This is a genomic window from Sphingobium sp. ba1 (assembly GCF_000743655.1).
Lineage (GTDB): Bacteria > Pseudomonadota > Alphaproteobacteria > Sphingomonadales > Sphingomonadaceae > Sphingobium.
Window position 1 is genome coordinate 200802 of record NZ_JPPQ01000006.1, and the last position, 2485, is coordinate 203286.

Annotated in this window: 3 protein-coding genes; 1 reads left to right on the forward strand and 2 read right to left on the reverse strand. The window is 65.5% G+C overall.

The window, feature by feature from the left end:
• On the forward strand, positions 1 to 980 hold a 980-nt coding region (locus IL54_RS01110), incomplete at its 5' end, for an AsmA family protein (protein ID WP_037472529.1).
• A 255-nt stretch (positions 981 to 1235) separates the two neighbouring features.
• Here IL54_RS01110 and hisN read toward each other — a convergent pair.
• Entirely contained in the window at positions 1236 to 2057 is an 822-nt protein-coding gene (hisN, locus tag IL54_RS01115; protein WP_037472295.1) for a histidinol-phosphatase, read from the reverse strand.
• 11 nt (positions 2058 to 2068) lie between these two features.
• Positions 2069 to 2485: bifunctional adenosylcobinamide kinase/adenosylcobinamide-phosphate guanylyltransferase (locus IL54_RS25245; protein WP_076605445.1), on the reverse strand; the 417-nt coding region annotated here is incomplete at its 5' end.

Genomic DNA, 2485 nt, shown 5'->3' on the forward strand with positions numbered 1-2485 from the left:
GGGTCGAGGCGATCCGCAATTTCGATGCGACGGTGCAATATAAGGTCAAGCGGGTGCGGGCGGACTATGTCCCCATTTCCGACATTGACCTGTCACTGAAATTGGATCGCAGCGTGTTGACGCTGTCGCCGCTGACATTCGCCATGTCGGGCGGACAGGTCGCGTCGGATATCGAGATCAACGCGCGCGGCGCGCCGGTGCGGACGACTTACGATATTCGGCTGGCCCCGACACCGATGGGCACGCTGCTGGCGCGCTGGGGCGTGGAGCAATCAGGCACCACCGGCACGATCAAGGGCCGGATACAGATGACGGGCCTGGGCGATACGCTGCATGATTCGCTGGCGACATCGAACGGGCGGATCGCGGTGATATTGCCCGCGGGCACGATGTGGGCGCGCAATGTGCAATTGTCGGAACTCGACATCGGCACCTTCGCGACCAAGATGTTCGCGGGCAAGCTCAAGGAGCCGGTGCAGATCAATTGCGGGCTGATCGCTTTCACCGTGCGCAATGGCGTAGCGGCGGCGGACCCAATCCTCATCGATACGAAGAAGAATGTCATGATCGGGCGCGGCGGCTTTTCCTTCCGCAACGAGCGGCTCGACATCGCCTTCCGTGCCGACAGCAAGAAGATCAGCCTGTTTTCCGGCCAGTCGCCGATCGGCATTAATGGCTATTTCGCCAGGCCCGGTATGGCGGTCGTGAGCCCCGAACTGATGGCGCGGGGCGGGGCGGCTTTGGGATTGGCCGTGGTGGGCACGCCGCTGGCGGCGGTGCTGGCCTTTGCCGATGTGGGCGATGCCAAGGGCGCGGCCTGCGGCCCGATCCTGTCGGGGGCCAATGCGGTGGCGCAGCGCACCAAGCGCGGCAATCCGCGCGACGATGTCGGCCAGGGTACGACCGCGAAGGACGAAAAGGGCGAAGGCAGCAAGAGCGAGCAGAAGAGCCAGAAGAAGAAGTTTCTGGGGATTTTTTGAGGGGGCTGGGAGGGGCTTTGTGCCAAGTCCCTATCATACCGTTCGTCCTGAGTAGCCATTGAGCGAAGTCGAAATGGCGTATCGAAGGATTAGGCGCTGCGCATGATGCTTCGATACGGGTCTTCGACTTCGCTCATCCCCTACTCAGCACGAACGGAGTGGTTATGCGGGCATGGTCAGTGGGCTGGGCAACTGCCCCAGCGCGGACGCTCGGCTGCACCTCGCTCCCCCTCCCCACCGGGGAAGGAGGCAAATTTAATGGTCGTGATCGTGACCATGATCATGCGCGGCGCTGGCGAGTGCTTCCAGCACATCTTCCAGTCGGGCGGGGTCGCCCAAGGCCAGGACATGACCGTCGCTGTCCGCCGTCAGCGGTTCGCCATTCCAGTCGCACATCAGGCCGCCTGCACCTTCGACCACCGGCACCAGAGCCGCGAAATCATAGCTTTGCAGGCCTGATTCGATGACGATGTCGAGGAAGCCGGACGCGAGCAGGCCGTAATTATAGCAATCGCCGCCATAGACCGGCCCCTGACGCGGGGCACCGCCGGAGACGGCCGCGACCAGCGCCATATAATGGGGCACGTCGCCATCGGCGAAGAGGTGCGGGCTGGTGGTGGCGATGCCTGCCCCCTCCAGCGCGCGGCAGGCGCGGGTGCGGATCGGCTGGCCGTTGAAGGTCGTGGGCTGGCCCGACATGCCCGCCCAGCGTTCGCGCGCGATCGGCTGGTCGATGAGGCCGACGGTCGGCCAGCCACCCTGCGTCAGCGCGATCAGCGTGCCGAAGATCGGCCGCCCGGCGATGAAGCTGCGGGTGCCGTCGATCGGGTCGAGAATCCAGACCCGCTCGGCATCCTCGCGCACCGATCCATATTCCTCGCCGATGATGCCATCGCCGGGCCGTTCCTTTTCCAAGATCGCGCGGATCGCGGCTTCGGCGGCGCGGTCGGCCTCGGTCACGGGCGACTTGTCGGCCTTCAGCTCCATATCGTAGCGGGCGCGAAAGAAGGGGCGGATGGCTTCGCCCGCCGCATCGGCAAGGCGGTTGGCCAGGGTCAGGTCGTCACGGGTTGTCATGGCATGATCGCCTAGCCGGTTGCGCTCGGTTGCGCCAGAGGGGCAGCCCCCTTGAGCGCCAGCGGCAACCCTGCGGCGAGGAACTGGACTTCGCGCACGGTGGCGGCGACGCGTTGGTTGAGCAGCCCGGCCGCATCGCGGAACCGGCGGGCGAGCGCATTGTCAGGAACGATGCCGAGGCCGACTTCATTGGCGACGAGGATGATCGGGCCGGGCGCGGCGGCGATGGCGGCGACCAGATCATCGGTCGCGGCGTCGATGTCTTGGTCGGCGAGCAGCAGGTTGGAGGTCCAGAGCGTGAGGCAATCGATGAGCAGCACGCGGCGGGGTGCTGCGTGGGTGCAGATCGATTCCGCCAATGCCATCGGCGCTTCGACCGTGTGCCACAGCGCGTCGCGATCCTGCTGGTGGCGGGCGATGCGGTCGTG

Coding starts and splice junctions, on each gene's coding strand:
- hisN (WP_037472295.1), bottom strand. CDS start 2,057: ATGACAACCCGTGACGACCTGACCCTGGCCAACCGCCTTGCCGATGCG.